Source organism: Eubacterium sp. Marseille-QA0814 (assembly GCF_965119675.1).
Lineage (GTDB): Bacteria > Bacillota > Clostridia > Lachnospirales > Lachnospiraceae > Eubacterium_G.
In genome coordinates, this window is record NZ_CBCPMG010000001.1 from 1,728,586 (window position 1) to 1,745,531 (window position 16,946).

A 16,946-nucleotide genomic window follows, 5' to 3' on the forward strand; every position below is an offset into this window, starting at 1 on the left:
ATTATCTTCCTTTAACGTAATCTGTATTATAGTTAATTTCTAACAGTTCAAAATACTTATTTTCATATTTCTGATGATAATGTTGATTAATATATCCGTCATAAGCATTTATACTATCCTTGGTAATGACAATGTACTGAGCCTTTAACGACTTAATCATTTTCTCAAACTCTAATGTCATTTTACTATCATGACTACACTGCCAATCTTGTAATATACAATATTTATAACATGGCTTTATATCCGATATAATGTAGAACTTAGCTAAAACATTATATGCAATAACTCTGTCTAACTTATCACCTGGAATTTTTTCCTTTAAATCATTAACATATTTCGCATAATCTTGTTCTTCATTTTTTGTGACAAGATTACAACTATCAGCTAAAACACTCACATTTTTTCCTATCACTATGCACGAGCTTATAATAAGGAAAAGCATTAAAACATATCTATACGTTCTATATTTTATCGATTTCAAGTCAACTATACATACACCAATACATAATAATGGTAACCATATTATAAGATAGTGTCGATATGGTTGCCCACTTATTTGTAATACTATCGCAAATACACTCATAACAACCATACATATAGATAATATATTTTTTGTCTTCAACTTATTCTTTTTGAAACAGCTTACTAAAAATACTGTAAAAATTGGAATTAAATAAACTATTGTCTTAATTTGTTCCTTTAACAGATATTTTTCATTTGTGCTTGCTTTTGCATATCTAAAATTAAATATAAATGTTGCATAGATTGCATCCTTCAGAGCACCTTTTGCAATCAAATATATAACAAATGGTGTAAGGCTAACCAGTATTCCTAACGCAAACCAAAGAATATTTTTTAAAATAATATCATACCTTTTTTCAAATAATACATATACAAATAATACCAGTATTATCGCACATAGCGGCAAAGCATTTGTAATTCTAGTTAAAGCACATACAGTAAATGTGATACCATAAAAAAAGGAATACCCTAAATTGTGCTCCACATTTTTCTTATTTTTTCTATTGGAATATTTTACAAAAAAGAATGTACTCCACATCAAAAATGGAAGACAATATTCTTCAGTAAAATTTCCTCCCTGATAATATATATTTAATACAAATAAACTTACAATTGTAAAAATACAAGACTTGTTCTCATTAAAATATAATTTAAAAATGTTATATTCCGCCATTAATGTTGCTGTAATAAATAATAATTCTATAACAAATAATCCCACTTTATAATTGGGTAACAAAAATGCCAAATATTCTACTAATATAATAAACGGACCTTTATGATCAAAGAACTCCTTATATGGAACCATTCCATCTTTTGTAAGTTTACCTAACATAACAAAAATATCCGAATCATCCCCATAAGTTTTCAATATCATGGAAGATGCACGAGAGCATATTAATAAAAACACTGATGTTGCTATAAGAATCTTTATTATTAGCCAAGCCCCTTGTTTTTCTTTTGCGATATATCTATTCACTATGTTTCTCCTCTTATGCAACTACTTCACTACACTTCCGCTCTCAACATCTTCTCTCACCACAACTCCTGCGCCTATTGTGCAGTTGTCACCAATATGTACGCCTTTGGTTATCACCACGTTAGTTCCAATCCAGCAATGCTTTCCGATAACAGTCTCCTTGCAGGTATAACCCTGACTTTTTATGGACTGTCCCACGTCTTTCACCACATGATTGTGGTCATACACGTGACTGTTTGAACCAAAGATGGTTCCATCCCCTATTTTTATGAACTCTAATGCATTTAATGAGCAACCATTGTTAAAAAAGCAGTTTTCCCCTATTTCCACAGTGCCACCATTCTCGATTGCTACGTGAAACTCATTGCGCCATGTAGTTCCTTTTCCGATTTTTAGTTTTTTGCCATATATTAATTTGTATGTTATCTTCTTTATCTTCGCCTTAAAATGGCACCACATTTTTATAAGCTTCATGGTTCCTCCATCTTCATGCATTGTAAATTCTGTGTCCTATCTATAACTTTTATTTTCACAGGTTTAGTTTAAATATTTTCTTGCTATTGATAAATAGTTTTTAAATACTTTTCGAAACACCAATATAGAACTCTTCTAAATCTCTAGCCTTTTCTTTTACATCAAACCCGGCTATCTTTACTTTTCTGTTCATTTCCTCAGCATCAAGTTCAGTGTTTGTAAATGAAATTATTCGATTAGCCCAGTCTACAGCATCACTTTCTAAAGCTTCATACTGAATTTCATCGGTAATGTTTACCTTGTAGTCTATTCTGTCTGAGGCAATACATCTGACACCTGCTGCCTGTGCTTCCACCAAAGTCACCGGAAAGCCTTCGCTTGTTGACGGCATCACTAAAACATCCATCACCTGCAAAAGTTCTTCTATGTTATCTCTAACTCCAAGAAACTTAACCTTATTTTCCAAGCCCTGTTCCTTGATTTTTTTCATTACTTCGTTTTTATACTTTTGCTCCGCTTTTGGTTTTCCGCCACCTATTAACAAAAGTTTGCTGTTTGGTCTTTGGTTATTAACATTTTTGAATATATCTATTAAAAATTGTTGATTCTTTTGTTTAACAAATCTGCCTATGTGACCAACTACCAGTGTTTTTTCATCTATTTTTAGCTGCTGTCTCAACTTCTTACCTGTCTTCTCATTTGCCTTGAACTTTTCAGTATCAATTGCATTGTTCATAATAGTTATATTTTTCATATTGTTGCCAAATAGCCACTTAGCAGTTTTTTCTGAACAGGCAAAGCCATGAGTGTACAGCCCCTTCAATCTATTTCGCATATAGAGTCTCGCCCACTGCTTTGGTCCCTTGTCATTTGGTATTGAATGAGCGTGAACGATTCTCACTGGAACACCCATTTTTTTTGCTATTTTCATTGGGAAATAGCTTCTCTCTTCTAAATGTGAATGTATAATCGTATACTCCCTATGTTCCGTCAGAAATTTTCTGAATTCTCTTTTGAATCTGCCTATATTCTTTAGAAAAATTGGATTTAAATGGTATACATTGCTTCCCATTTGTTTAATCTCGTCCTCATAATCTGACTTATATTTTCTAATCACTAAAAAGTCCATTTGAACTTTTTCTCTATCTATATTTCGCAAATAATTCATTACCATTGTTTCTGCGCCGCCTCTGTCCATGGCTGTAATCAGAACCAATACTTTTACTTTCCTCATTTTAATATCCCCCATTATAAACCTGTTTATATTTTTTGCACAAAATATCTGTGTTAAAACTCTCTTTTATATTTTTTTTGGCTTCTTTTATAATATTGTCCTGAGCATAATTCCTACACGCTTCAATAGCGTTCACAAACTCATCCACCGTATTACACATATAACCGTTTACCTTGTTTTTTATCACATCGCAGTTACCTGTAACATTTGAAACCACACATGGTTTCTCCATGTACATTGCCTCCAGCAAAGCTATTGGCAAGCCTTCCCATCTTGACGGTAGCAGAAAAACATCTCCGGCATTTGCCACATCATATCTACAGTCGCCATCTGCCCAGCCTGTAACAAAAATGTTAGGTGCCGTCAGTTTATCTTCTAATTCACCTGCACCAATCCACACGAATCTAATATCCGGAAGCCTTTTAGCAATTTCATTAAACATTTCCGGATTTTTTTGGTATGTAACTCTTCCCAAGGTATAAACTGTGTATTGATGATTTTTCCCTATCAATGGCAAAGTTTCAAGTATTCTGTCCATTTTCGACATATTGATGCCATTACTAATGTATGTTGATTCTTTACAAACTGTAAGTCCCTGCTTCCATTCACTTTCACCGCAGGCAATGGTAATGCAATTTGACTTTGCACCACATATTTTTTCTATTAACTTGTATAATTTTTTTTTATTTTTTGAGACGCCTTCCATTAAAAAGCTATATCCATGAGGTGTATATAAAACTTTTTCGCATTTTCCTGAGAACATAAATCTACCTATAGCTCCAGCTTTTGAAGAATGAGTATGAATTATATCCGGTTGAACATCTTTTACGATTTTTCTTAATTCAAGATACGCCTTCAAATCTTTCATTGGATTAAGACTTCTTGTAAAATTCTTTACTTCCACAAGCTGTATTCTATTGTCAAAAAAATCTGCATAATTCTTTGGTGTTTCTTCACGCATTCCAAAAGCAATGGTAATATCAAAATCATTACACAACCCGTTTGCAAGTTCTACTATAAATGTAAAGACTCCGCCTCCCATTGCTTCTACCATATGCAGCACTTTCTTTTTTTCTTTTGCCATAATCTTCTCCGTATGCTATACTAGATTTTCCTTTCAATTTTCCTTATGAATACTTAGTATTCTGGACTCAGTTTTTCGCACACATATTTTCTTTCACACAATTAAGTGCTTCTTCCACTACATTGTGCATGTCAAAATACTTGTACATTCCAAGTCGGCCACCAAAAATTACATTTGACTCTTTTTCAGCTAACTCTTTGTACTGTGCATATAACTTGTTATTTTTCTCGTCATTCATTGGATAGTAAGGTTCGTCGCCTTTCTTCCAAGTTGCCGGATATTCTTTTGTAATGATTGTTTTAGGTATGCTACCTTCATTTCCACCCTGACATGCAAATTCAAAATGCTTGTGTTCGATAATTCTTGTGTATGGAATTTCGTACTCTGTGTAATTAACTACTGCATTGCCCTGATAATTTTCCTGTTCAAGTTCCTCTGTTTCAAATCTTAATGAACGGTACTCTAATTCTCCGTAGCAGTAATCAAAATACTCATCAATCATTCCCGTAAACACAATCTTATTTGCAATGTTTTTGTACTCTTCTTTTTTGTCAAAGAAATCCTCGTTAAGTCTCACTTCAATGCCATCTAACATTTTCTCAATAATCTGTGTATAACCGCCTACAGGAATTCCCTGATATTTATCATTAAAATAATTGTTGTCATAAGTAAATCTTACAGGCAAACGTTTAATAATGAAGCTTGGTAACTGGTCGCAAGGTCTGCCCCACTGCTTACCTGTGTAACCTTTGATAAGTTTCTCGTAAATATCCTTACCTACCATTGAAATCGCCTGTTCTTCCAAATTCTTTGGTTCAGTAATTCCCGCTTCCTGCACCTGCTGCTGAATCTTTGCTTTTGCTTCTTCAGGTGTAAAAACCCCCCACATTTTATTAAATGTATTCATATTAAAAGGCAGGTTGTATAATTCGTCCTTGTACCTTGCTACCGGCGAGTTTGTGTATCTGTTAAATTCTGCGAACTGCTGTATATAATCCCACACCTTCTTATTATTTGTATGGAATATATGTGCTCCATATTTATGAACATTAATTCCATCAATGTTTTCTGTGTATATATTACCTGCTATGTTAGGTCTTTTATCAATAACTAAAACTTTCTTTCCTGCTTTGCTTGCTTCATGTGCAAAAATACTTCCAAAAAGTCCTGCACCTACTACTAAAAAATCGTACATATTTTAATCTCACTTTTCTAATTTTTAAGTTATTATTTCTTATATGGAATAACAGCCCATATTATTATAATTTTAACACGTATATAGGAACATTAAAAGGTCTTTTGTAGGAAAGAAAAAACCTGCAAGTGTTCTAATTTTTCAAAACACTTACAGGACTTTTTTCTATTCTCTATTTCATTGTTAATTGTTCTATGATTACTTCCAAGTTCTTGTTTATGCCGACGGCATTAATATCACCATAAATCTGCTTAACAACTTCTATATTTTCTTCCAAATCGTCTGCTATTTCTTCTACAGTTTTTCCTCTTTTTATTTTCTTATATACCATTTCAATAAGTTTTCTGCGTTCTCCAAATTCAATTCCCTGCACTTTGCCCAGCTCTATGCCCTTAGCTTTGCCAATTTCTATCCCCTTTTCTTTACCAATCTCTTTTCCAACTTCAACACCATCATTATATGTGTTTTCCAATGTCTGCTTTTCGTTATACTCTGTCAAGAACATTTTTACCACCTCCGCCTTATTTTCCAGCAGAAATTCTCGCAACACATCTTCATTTATGCATTCGTCCACAGCCATTTTCACTGCTTCCTCTTCACTGTGACAACTGACAAAGTTAAAAGAAAGTGCTCTAACGCCGTCGGTTCATAAAGGCAGCGTAGTCGACTTTATAGAACCGCTACGAGCGTTTGGCGGCGAGAGCGTGCTTTCGTTAATTTGTCAGGTGGCACAGTGTGTGCTAATAAATAACAATTGTCTTCCATTATTCAAACTATTTCTTAAACTTACACTTTTTAGCCTTCGAGTATTTTCCATAAACTACTTTCTTGCCAACTTTCCTATAAGCTCTTACTTTTACATAATAAGTCTTTCCCGGTTTAATCTTTGACTTTATGTATTTGCGTTTGTTTTTCTTGATTTTCTTTACAACTTTGAATTTGCCTTTCTTGCCAATTCTAATTGCAATTTGATAACCTGTTACGCCTTTTAGTTTTTTCCACTTAATGCTAATTTTTCTCTTGAATTTGCCATTGCTCTTTTTAGAGATTTTCTTCTTTAGTTTAAGTTTCTTAACCTTGGCAGGTCGTTTTATTTTTGTTGTAACAGATGTACCAGATTTTGTTGTTTTTCCTGGAGCTGTTGTTACTTCGCCTGTTCCTGTTGTAGTACCCGGCTTTGTTGTTTCACCATTTCCTGTTGTGGCAGGGTTACTTGTTGCCGGAATTTCTGTTGTTCCACTTGGTTTTGTTGTAACATCATCTGACTTATTTGTTGTCTCACCAGGCTTTGTTGTTGGCTTTGGTGTTTCTGCCGGTTTTGTTGTCGCCGGCTGTGAATTTTTAAACTTTGCATAAAGTACAATATTTCCCAAAGTACCATCGGCTATTTCTGAAATTTGTTGTGTGTAACTATCATCTAAATACCAGCCCTGGAATTCTTCACCGCCTACCGGGTTTGTAAGTTTAACTGCATTTCCATAAACATATGTTGATGGGTTGCTATGTGTAGCATTACCTAAACCATTATAGTCAATAGCATAAGTGTTTCTATCATAATACACCTTTAATTCTAAGCTGCCATCTTCTTTTACCACACCGAAAAGGCTACTCTTTTTAACATTTACTGTAAAGCCCTGTCCGTTGTTTTCCTGAACGTTATTATTTTCTACAACATTTTTCTTTGTAGCAACAACAGCTTCTCCCACAGTGCCTTCAACAGTTACCGCCATGTTTTTATTTTCAGTATATTCATTTTGGTCTTTATCCTGAACAAAATACTTCACGCTGTAATTTGCTTTTTTATTATTTGTTCCGGCATTTCCCAAATCTGATATTTGTGCCAAATTCCAATCAGTAAATTCTTTGTCATCAATGTTAAATCTATAGATAACATAATCGCTTCCACTTACAGTTTCATTAGCAACTTTCTTAAACTCATCGCCTGATTTTTCCATAAAATATCCCGGGCAATTGCCGCCATTACTTGCAACAGCTTCGTTGTAAAACGCCTGTGCCTCTGCCTGTTTGCTAACAACCTTGTAGTAAAGTAACACTCTACCTGCATTGTCTTTTACAACAAAATTAAGTTTACCATCACTTCCTATGTATGCTCCTCTGTCTGTATTTGTAGAAGTTTTCTGGTCAATGTCATAATATAATCGCAGAATCAATTTTCCGTTAGGTAAAACAGCACCTGTTGTAATTGAATTTTCATTAAGTTTGTATCCGTCATATGATTTCTCAACTGCAGATACTTCCTTACCAACAATACTTGTCACTTTAACAGTATCTTCTTTCACAAGATTATACTCACTTCGGTCTTCACTCTGTTTATAGTATTCAACTGTAAAATCTGTAATTATGGACTCATCAACAAACTTGGCATATAACGTCAAATTGCCTGCGGTTGTTGGTGTGATTTCCGTAATTTCATTCTCATAATTAGAATCAGCAAACCAACCTTCGAATTTATAACCTGCTTTTGTAGGATTTACTAACTTAATGCTACTACCATATCGGTAGTTAGTTGGATTACCACCGTATGCATTCTGTCCAGCAGCCCCTGGCTGTGCATTTGTAAATACACCACCGTTTAGAACATAACTTATAGTGTAGTTGTTACGCTTATAGTAAGCTTTCACCACTGATGAATTATCTTCCTTTACAGCTGTAGTAAGAACATTACCTTTGTTACTACTGTCAAAATTAAAACCTGTAATATTCTGTGGCTGATATGTATAGCTTGTTTCTCCTTCTTTTACACTAACCTGACTTGAAGTCATGTCGTAGCCATTACCTGCATAATTTTCTAAATAATTTTCTACTGTTACTTTTGTTATGTTTCCAAGTAACTCACTATCATCAATATTTGGATTAGATCCATCACCTGTCTTCTTGCCTACATAACTTGAGTTAGCCGGAACATCTACATATGTATCATCTGTAAAATAAACTCTCTTCACCTGATCTGTGTGATTCTCTGCAACGTAAGTTTTCTTACCGTCCTTGCTTAAAACCAATGAAAGAGGATCGCTACCTGTAATAGAAAAATCCTGATTTCCATATTTCTGAAGTGATGTTATATATGACAATGTATGAGCCCTTGACTCACCGTTTTCAACCTTTCCAGTATCACTTTGATCCCAACGTGCCAACGCACCATCCGGATCATAATAGGCATAATATTCTGCAATTACATCCTGATTTGTTTTAGGATCTATAAGCATGTCTTTTTTTCCGTAATTTGCACAAATCTGGTTTTTATTTGCCACAAAATGCTTCCACTGCTTACTGTTCTCATCTATGCTGTCCACAACATTTTTTACTTTATCCTTGTATTTTCCCATATAAAGAGTTGCCCCTGAAATAGGAAGCATGGTAATTGTTGTTACTTCAATGGAATTTTCTGTCCACCAAGCTGTGTGATCATAACGACCGCCAAACAATCTTGTAACTGTCTGAAGATTATAATTATCTTTGTCTTCATATTTATCTGTAAAAATTTCATTATGTACATCATAGTAGTAGTCCTCAATTGCTGCCACTTCTGTTGTATACATATAAATACCTGCATCTCGAACTTCTTTATCGCCAACAGCCTCGCCCCAAAGAATTAATGATGCCCAGGCATTAACAGATTCAGACGAAGACTCCTGATTGTTTCCACCTGCAAGGCCACCCTTCTTGTCTACTAATTCACCATTCTCATCATATTCATAATTGGCAACGCCTGATGCCCATGAATGACCTTCGTAAATGTCAAAGTTTCTAAGGAATGGATATCTTGTAGAACTGTTTTGGTTGTAGCCCTTACCATCACGATGAACATTGGCAATATCACCAATCATCTCGTAAACCATGCCACCCCATTCTTTTGCCCATTCAGGCTTTTCCATGGCAACTGCTGCAGCTGCTTTAATCCAATATCCGTAATGGAAATGGTGGTCATTTACCTGTTTGTCAGAATCATAAGATGAAGGATACCCAATTAAAGTACCGTAATTCTTGTCATAGTAAAAATAATCGTCTTTATAATTTCCGCTAATATATCCCTGATATGGATCAAACCAAAATTCAAGGTAATCTTTTACTCCATCAACCATTTCATCAGTAATAGTCTTCATGTCAGCATCATCGTTATCAAGCTGACCTGAAAGCCATATTGCATCTGCCATAGTGTTAAGATTCTTTCCAACCCAATATGTATCATAGCCACCATACTGACCTTCTAGATAGCAAATCCACTTTGGATCATCTTTTTTCTTTCTATAGTCGTATAAATAACCAAGCTGTTCCTTGATTTTGCCAACTGTTTCCTCATCAGTTGTTGTTGGAAGTGTTGACAAAATTCCGTTGTACTGCATCTGAGTTACATAACTTGAACCTACAACAGTTTTCATTGTTCCACGAATTGTGTTGTATGTGTATTTTGTAAAGTCAGCTTCAGTATAACGCCACTGGTGTGGATAAAGTGCCATAATTGTGTCTCCACCTACGGCTCCTGTTTCCATATTCTTAGTTGTTACGTTATATTTTGTTACAACCTTGGCTGAATTATTAAGATATTCCCACTGTACCTTTGTATCCGTAATAAAATTAAAAGCATACTTTTCATATAATGAAAAAGCCTCGTTGCTTCTATCCGGTAGAATTGCCACAGACATATAGTTTTTGCCTGCTGGTAACTTCGCTGTAAGTTTTCCACCTGCATTAGTCCATGTAGTTCCTGAAGGTGCGCTTAACATATAGTAATGTGTCTTACCGTCTTTTTTGTTCTTAAGACTTACACCAATAATATTTGAAGCTGTTGTATTCTTTACTATAGCTAAATCTGTTGCGCCTGCACCAAGTGAAATTGTTGGTGACATATTATCAAAAGTATAGTATGCATAAGGAGTTCCCTTGGCAATAATCGCTCTCATGGAACTGCTGCCTGCATTGTTTGCCATTACAATCTCGTAACTCCAGTCTGTCGTTTTGTCAACGCTTGCATCTTTGGCACTAAAGCTGTCTCCACCTACTACAAGTTCCACTGTATCATCTTCTAACAAGCTTTCTACTGTTGGCTCTCCGTCAACATAGGAAGTGCCATCAACTACTGCCGGTGATGCCATCTGCATTCCGTTACTTGCTGCTCTGTAAGCAAGTGGATGTGCATAAAGCGACTCTGAATATTGATCAAAAACAACTGAGCTTGCCCAATCGTTTGTTGGCACTGTTCCAACTGTTTCTTTATAATTGTCGGTTAAATAAACCTTTGATGGTGGAAGCGAATCTTTTCTATCAGTCCAAGTTTGTCCCCAATCTTCTGTCCTTACGCCAAAAACCTCTGTTTTGTATCCGCCACTATCAACCATCACATTAACAGAATCATCTGTAAAATCTGCTGCTGATACGTTTGTTATTGGTACACTAGTTGCCAACATTGTAATAGAACAACATAGCGCCAATGATTTTTTTAAAAGTCCTTTCTTCATTTTGTCTCCTTTTTTGTTTAATATTTTAATTTGCCTATTACTTCCATTTTACACTCTAATGGCTTTACCTGTATATATATATATATTAAATCTCTTTTTTACAATTTGTTAGTGCAATTATTTTATTTTCAGTGTTTATTTTAGTGAAAAAAGCACAAAATCTTTCGACCTTGTGCTTTTCTATGTTTATTGTAATTAATATTTGAATTCTTGGCTTCCAAATCAACTCACTAAATATTCTAGTCTCTCTGGAAAATATCTCTTGTATAAACTTTTTCCTTAACATCATCTAAACAACTATCGTATCTGTTTGCAATAATTGCCTGACTCATTTCCTTGAACTTATCTAAGTCATTTACAACTTCGCTTCCAAAGAATGTATCACCATCTTCTAAAGTTGGCTCGTAAATAACAACCTTAGCGCCCTTAGCCTTAACTCTCTTCATAACACCCTGAATTGAGCTCTGTCTAAAGTTGTCACTATTACTCTTCATTGTTAAACGATAAACACCAATTACAACATTCTTTTCTTTTGAATCATCGTAATCATAATCACTGCTGTAATCATAGTAGCCTGCCATCTGAAGAACTCTGTCTGCAATGTAGCTCTTTCTTGTTCTGTTACTTTCTACTATGGCTTCGATTAAGTTTTCAGGTACGTCAGCATAGTTTGCTAATAACTGCTTTGTATCCTTTGGCAAACAATAACCGCCATATCCGAAACTTGGGTTATTATAATGTGTTCCAATTCTTGGATCTAAACATACACCATCAATAATTTCCTGTGTGTTTAAGCCCTTTGACTCTGCATATGTGTCTAATTCATTAAAATAAGCAACACGTAATGCTAAATATGTGTTTGCAAAAAGTTTTACAGCTTCCGCTTCTGTGAATCCCATAAATAATGTATCAATATCTTCCTTGATTGCACCTTCCTGTAATAACTTTGCAAAAGTATGAGCAGCTTCTACTAACTTATCATTGTTAAAATCTGTTCCTACAATAATTCTGCTAGGATATAGATTGTCATACAAAGCCTTGCTTTCTCTTAAAAATTCAGGGCTGAAAATAATATTTTCGCTACCTGTTTTTTCTCTGATACTCCTTGTATATCCTACAGGAATTGTTGATTTAATAATCATGATTGCTTCAGGATTATATTCCATTACTAAATCAATTACCGCTTCAACTGCTGATGTATCAAAATGCTGTGTCTTGCTGTCATAGTTAGTTGGTGCTGCAATAACAACAAAATCTGCATCTTCGTAAGCTGCCTTTGCGTCTAATGTTGCTGTAAGGTTTAAATCCTTTTCAGCCAAATATTTTTCAATATAATCATCCTGTATAGGTGACTTCTTATTATTAATAAGCTCAACCTTTTCAGGAATAATATCAACAGCAGTTACCTGATGATGCTGTGATAATAAAGTAGCAATTGATAATCCAACATAACCTGTTCCTGCTACCGCAATCTTCAAATCCTTAAATTCTCTCATTGTTCTACCTCACTTGTTTTTAACTTATGATTTTGGTGTCAAACAACTAAATCCTAATCACACCAATTATTCATTATGTGTAATCAGACTTCCTGACACTGCAATCAAATTATAAATTCGTTTTGATATTTTAAATTTAACAAAGTTAAATGCATAGACCCTTTAACCTTCTTAATATAACACAAATACATAATCATATAAAGAGAAATTATTTAATGACATGTACACCTATTGTCGTACATTTTCCTATAATACTCCCTGTATTCTCCTGAAATAATTGTTTTCCACCATTCTCTTCTGTCTAAAACTTACATAGAACCTTTTCTGCTAACAATAGAAACAACAGTTTTCAACAATATTCTTATGTCTAAACCAGGTGTCCAGTTTTTTATGTATTCCGTATCCAATCTTACCACTTCCTCAAAATCCGTAATATTACTTCTACCGCTTGTCTGCCACATACCGGTAATACCTGGTTTTATTGACAATCTGGCCCTATGATGAAGTTCATATTTTTCCCACTCATCAACAGTGGGCGGTCTTGTCCCAACCAATGACATGTCACCTTTTAAAACATTAATAAACTGTGGAAATTCATCTAAACTTGTTCTTCTTATAAAATCTCCAATTCCTGTTTTTTTCTCACCATTAGGCATTATTTTATTGCCAATGATTCTCTCATCAAAATCTAATTTAAACATCATACCGTCTTTTATACGGTTCTTTTCCATAAGTTCTTTCTTTCGTTCTTCCGCATCTCTGTACATACTTCTAAATTTGTACATCTTAAATCTTTTTCCATTTTTTCCGATTCTTTCCTGCTTGAAAAATATTGGGCCCGGTGAACTGATAAAAATAGCCGGAGCTATAAAAACAAATAATACTCCCGTAAAAAAAGTTCCGACTAACCCACCAACTATATCCAACATTCTCTTAAGAAATGCTTGTTTTGCTGTTACATAATTTATAGTAGTTGTCATAACAGCATAGTCACCCATTCGTTCAAAAATTTGCTTACTTCCAATGGTTTCGAATTCCTGTGCTATCCCTAAGTGTACCACAACACCTGTTTCTACTAACTTTTCCAAAAAATTATGAGCTTGTATTTCAGGTATATCTATTTTTACAAAAACCTCATCTACCCACTCTCTACAAACGTACTTTAGTACATCATCATAATCTGCCACAACCGGGATTCCTGAAATTACATCGCCCTCTCTTTTTTCATCAATTATTGCCACACCGTTAATGTTATAACCTGCATAATTATTCTTCTTCATTTTAGTCACAACATCTTCTGCAATACCATTATTCGTTATAATTAAAAGCGTTCTGTTATTTATATCCAAACTGTATTTTTTTAACATCTGTTTCCATATAATTCTTTGCACATATGAAATAAATGCGTACAACGGCGTTGTCATAAAAATAACTATTCGTGAAAACTGTGTGCTTTCTTTCAAGCTAAAAATAAACAACACTGCAACTAGCATTATTAATATTGAATGTTTTAGTGTTACTGCAAATTCCTGATAATAGCCACGTTTTAGAACGTCTTGAAAAGTCTCAAATATATATATAATAGCTATATCTGCCACTTCAATAAATATTGCCAAATTGCGATAATCCATATCCAAATACGGATTTTGAAACCCATGTCTTATTATGTATGACAAAATAAATGCCACCTGCAAACACAACATATCTATTATCATAAAATCCAAGTGCTTCATCCAACCTTGTCTATATTTTCTGTACATTTTCTTCTCCTATGTATTCCTGCACTTACAAATTTTATCTGTCTGTTTTTCTTTTATAAATTGATTTAGTTCCCCCGAAAATCTTAATTCACAATTTGTATGTTTTTATTACATTATGATTTTCTATTAATTATCATTATATTCCGTTTCATCTAATCTCCTTTATTTTACACTAATACAAATATTGTGTAAATGAGATAATGTTATATTGATTTTTATATTTATTTTTTTATTGAGTTTTTTGTAATCCCTGTTTATTTTCTTTTGTAAAATTCTTATTTTTTACCTATTTGTAAACTTTTGTGACTTAACTGTTAAATGTCCCGCTCTCACCTTGCCTTTATGAAAAAAGGGGGATAATATTAATATTAGTTTATAGAATATTAAATTCAGTTTGTGTTTTTAATTATAGGTTTTGCACTTTTAATTAGGACCTAACGAATTTATTTTTTATTTTTACAATTTGATAATTTAAATTTAGATTGGAGATTTTGGTATGAATTGGCGAGACAAATTCACAAATTTTATGTACGGGAGATATGGAGTTGATCAACTTTCTAGATTTATGTTAGTAGTTATTTTTATTTTATGCATATTGTCATTATTCATCAAAGGCAGTTTTATGAGCCTTCTTATTTTGGTTTTAATTATTCTTACTTACTATAGAATGTTTTCCAAAAACATTTACAAGAGAGCGGCAGAAAACGAGAAGTATTTAAAGTTCATTGGCAAATTTAAGCGTAACGGCAATGGTTACAATGGTGGATATCAAAACAACTACGGTAATTACCAAAACAATTATGGCGGAGGCTACACTGGAAGTCGTGCTAACACACAGGATAGAAAAAACTACAAATATTTTAAATGTCCTACTTGTTCTCAGAAAATCAGAATACCAAGAGGACATGGCAAAATTGAAATTCGCTGTCCAAAGTGCAGCACCAAATTTATTAGAAGAAGCTAGGGAGCTTTCCATTTGCATGCCAATGGGCAGAGTTTTACATTTGATTATTGGGAAGTTTTCCAAAGGAGTTTTATGTTCGGATACGTTGTTATTAACAAACCTGAATTGAAATTTAAAGAGTTCGATGTTTACAAAGGCTACTATTGTGGTCTTTGTCATTGTTTAAAGGAGCGTTATGGCATTACAGGTCAGGTGACTTTAACTTATGACATGACATTTCTGTCGTTACTTCTTACCAGCCTGTACGAAGCCCCTGTTACAGAAGAACACCATCGTTGTATTTCTCATCCACAGGGGAAACACCTGATGCTTAGCAGTTCTTACACTGACTATGTAGCAGATATGAATGTAGTTCTTGCTTATTTTAAAGCAAGAGATGATTGGTATGATGACAAAAATATTATTATGTTAGCTTTTTCTTCTATTCTGAAGAGAAAATGCAAATCATTTTCCAAGAAAAATTCAAGGGCTGACTCAAGAATTAGAAGTGTTTCTAGCACTGCGTCAAATTTCGGTAGGGAGAGTGTTTCCGGGACTGAATTTGATACCCAGATTGAATCTGATTTTTGTGATAAATCCGAATCAATTCTATATAAGGAAAAAGTTGAGTTGATTTCCCGGTATTTAGATGAGCTTCAGCAGTATGAGGAAACTGGGGAAACTAATATTGACTTAGTTGCAGGTTCTTTCGGGAAAATCATGAGCGTTTTGTTTACGCCGAAAGATGACCAATGGGCTCCTATTCTTAGCCGAATGGGATTTTTCCTTGGAAAGTTTATTTACATACTGGATGCTTACAAGGATTTGGAAAAAGATTTGAAAAAAGGCAGTTACAATCCTTTTAAAAATATTTGCAAGGATGAGGATTTTGATGATAGAATAAAGCAGATGCTGACCATGATGATGGCAGCTTGTTCGAAAGAATTTGAATTTTTACCAATATTAGATAATGCTAATATTTTAAGAAATATATTATACGCGGGAGTTTGGACAAAGTATTATGAGTGATCCATATAATGTTCTTGGCATTGACAGAAGTGCCACAGACGATGAAGTAAAAAAAGCATATAGAGAAAAAAGTAGAAAATATCATCCTGATGCTAATATTAATAATCCTAATAAGGATAAGGCGGAAGAGATGTTTAAGTTAGTTCAGCAGGCATACGACCAGATTATGAACGAGCGTAAGTACGGTTCTTCCGGCAGTGGTTACGGACAAAGTGCCGGCGGCTATGGTCAGGGTTACGGTTCTGGCGGTTACGGAAGTTACGGTCAGGGAAGTTCAAGTGGCTATGGAAGTTATGGTCAGGGGGGTGCCTATGACGATCCTTTTGGTGGTTTTGGACCTTTCGGAAGTTTCTTTGGTGGCTACAGTTCAAATGGTGGCAATGGCTACGGAGGTGCTAATGCGTCTAATCAGGACCCACATTACACTGCCGCATCAAACTACATTAACACTGGTCATTTTCAGGAAGCGCTCAATGTACTTGGTTCAATTGAAGACCGTTCAGCATACTGGTACTTCCTAAGCGCTGTTGCAAACAACGGTGTTGGAAATAATGTCCTTGCCCTTGATTTTGCAAAAACTGCAGTTCAGATGGAACCGGGAAACAGTACATATCAGCGCCTTGTACAAACTCTTGAAAGTGGTGGCGACTGGTACGCAGGCAGACAACAGGAATTCGGTGGCACAGGTGCTACAATTTGTAGCGACCCATGTACAACACTTTGCATTATGAGTCTTTGTTGCAGATGTTAATTATA

12 protein-coding genes are annotated in these 16,946 nt (G+C 34.5%); 3 read left to right on the plus strand and 9 right to left on the minus strand.

Annotated features, from left to right (window positions below; translation table 11 throughout):
• Window position 1: 1 nt before the first annotated feature.
• The 9 genes from ACQY63_RS08040 to ACQY63_RS08080 form a co-directional block, all read right to left on the minus strand.
• Window positions 2-1,498: a hypothetical protein gene (locus ACQY63_RS08040; RefSeq protein ID WP_022166159.1), complete on the minus strand. Its 1,497-nt coding sequence runs from the start codon at window positions 1,496-1,498 to the stop codon at window positions 2-4.
• Between the two features lie 21 nt (window positions 1,499-1,519).
• Window positions 1,520-1,972 (minus strand): acyltransferase, encoded by a 453-nt coding sequence (locus ACQY63_RS08045; RefSeq protein WP_022166158.1) that lies wholly within the window; start codon window positions 1,970-1,972, stop codon window positions 1,520-1,522.
• A 100-nt stretch (window positions 1,973-2,072) separates the two neighbouring features.
• On the minus strand, window positions 2,073-3,206 hold the full coding sequence (locus ACQY63_RS08050; RefSeq protein WP_428245028.1) for a glycosyltransferase: 1,134 nt from the start codon (window positions 3,204-3,206) through the stop codon (window positions 2,073-2,075).
• Between the two features lies 1 nt (window position 3,207).
• The gene (locus tag ACQY63_RS08055; RefSeq protein WP_022166156.1) at window positions 3,208-4,290 is read right to left on the minus strand and encodes a glycosyltransferase; all 1,083 of its coding nucleotides are present in this window, start codon (window positions 4,288-4,290) and stop codon (window positions 3,208-3,210) included.
• Window positions 4,291-4,357: 67 nt separating this feature from the next.
• The gene (gene glf, locus ACQY63_RS08060; protein WP_022166155.1) at window positions 4,358-5,485 is read right to left on the minus strand and encodes a UDP-galactopyranose mutase; all 1,128 of its coding nucleotides are present in this window, start codon (window positions 5,483-5,485) and stop codon (window positions 4,358-4,360) included.
• Window positions 5,486-5,657: 172 nt separating this feature from the next.
• Window positions 5,658-6,065, minus strand: a complete 408-nt coding sequence (locus ACQY63_RS08065; protein ID WP_302689375.1) for a hypothetical protein — start codon at window positions 6,063-6,065, stop codon at window positions 5,658-5,660.
• 193 nt (window positions 6,066-6,258) lie between these two features.
• Window positions 6,259-10,962: a glycosyl hydrolase gene (locus ACQY63_RS08070; protein WP_022164546.1), complete on the minus strand. Its 4,704-nt coding sequence runs from the start codon at window positions 10,960-10,962 to the stop codon at window positions 6,259-6,261.
• Window positions 10,963-11,201: 239 nt separating this feature from the next.
• Window positions 11,202-12,440, minus strand: a complete 1,239-nt coding sequence (locus tag ACQY63_RS08075) for a nucleotide sugar dehydrogenase (protein WP_428245282.1) — start codon at window positions 12,438-12,440, stop codon at window positions 11,202-11,204.
• A 326-nt stretch (window positions 12,441-12,766) separates the two neighbouring features.
• The gene (locus ACQY63_RS08080; RefSeq protein ID WP_428245030.1) at window positions 12,767-14,218 is read right to left on the minus strand and encodes a sugar transferase; all 1,452 of its coding nucleotides are present in this window, start codon (window positions 14,216-14,218) and stop codon (window positions 12,767-12,769) included.
• 496 nt (window positions 14,219-14,714) lie between these two features.
• Between ACQY63_RS08080 and ACQY63_RS08085 the strand changes: the two genes are divergently transcribed.
• From ACQY63_RS08085 to ACQY63_RS08095, 3 genes are all read left to right on the plus strand, one after another.
• A complete protein-coding gene (locus ACQY63_RS08085; protein WP_428245032.1) occupies window positions 14,715-15,182 on the plus strand; it encodes a hypothetical protein in 468 nt (155 codons plus the stop codon).
• 72 nt (window positions 15,183-15,254) lie between these two features.
• Window positions 15,255-16,190 carry a DUF5685 family protein gene (locus ACQY63_RS08090; protein ID WP_428245034.1) on the plus strand — a complete coding sequence of 312 codons (936 nt, stop codon included), beginning with the start codon at window positions 15,255-15,257 and terminating at the stop codon, window positions 16,188-16,190.
• Window positions 16,183-16,941, plus strand: a complete 759-nt coding sequence (locus ACQY63_RS08095; RefSeq protein ID WP_428245036.1) for a J domain-containing protein — start codon at window positions 16,183-16,185, stop codon at window positions 16,939-16,941. Before ACQY63_RS08090 ends, ACQY63_RS08095 begins: the two co-directional genes overlap by 8 nt.
• The last annotated feature ends 5 nt before the right edge of the window (window positions 16,942-16,946 follow it).